General features: G+C 55.7%; 1 protein-coding gene. It reads right to left on the reverse strand.

From position 1 onward, the window contains the following. A partial coding sequence (locus ACJHYR_RS27930) for a Bcr/CflA family efflux MFS transporter (RefSeq protein ID WP_410233223.1) occupies positions 1-861 on the reverse strand: 861 nt, incomplete at both ends.

The raw sequence follows: 861 nt of genomic DNA on the forward strand, positions 1-861 counted from the left end.
GGCATCCCATTCCCATTCGCAAGACACTTGGGCTGCCCCACTTGGGTATCACACGCCCCATAAAACGAGCCGTAAACACCATGGCAATTGCCACTGTGGCGAACAGCAGGCTGAAGCCAAGCTGAGACACACCTTGCCTGCCCATCATTAGTCCGGGCGCAATGGAGAAAAAGACGAAGAAGCTACCCATTCCAGCGGCGTAACACAACGTGTACAACCAGAAGTTCAGGCACTTAACGGGGAGTAGCAGCTGCGACCATTGCAAGCCCGCAACTCGTTGCACCCGGGTTTCAGGCCAGAATCGCCACGCTGCTGCAGATGCAGCGATCATGCCCAAACCTAGAAACGCAAAGATAGCCCGCCACCCAAGCCACATGTCGACGAGCGCTCCGAGCAATGGGCCTACCGCCGGGACCATGGCCAGCATGGATCCGAGTATGCCGTAAATGACATTACTTTCCTCGCGACCTGCGTAAATGTCACGTACTGTTGCAAATGTGGAAACAAGGCACGCCGAGGCACCACAAGCCTGAAGAATCCGAAGCCCCAGAAAGACTTCAGCCGATGACGTAAGAGCGAGGCCCATTGACGCCACAACGTAGGCGAGGCCACCTCCCAGTAGAACGGGGCGGCGCCCCAGTCGGTCCGATAGCGGTCCAAACAAGAGCTGACCGGCACCAATCATGACCAAGTACGTTGTCAGCGTAAGCTGAATTGTGCTCGCTGTCGTACCAAGCGCGTTTGGCATAAACGGCACTGCTGGCAAGTACATGTCCATGCCGAGTGATGCCAATAAATCGAACGGTGATAACAACAACACCGTGGCGGCAAGGGAGTACCGCCAACTAAAGTTTTTTGAGC

The sequence above is a fragment of the Escherichia sp. WS1450 genome, from assembly GCF_046487395.1.
GTDB classification, from domain to species: domain Bacteria; phylum Pseudomonadota; class Gammaproteobacteria; order Enterobacterales; family Enterobacteriaceae; genus Escherichia; species Escherichia coli.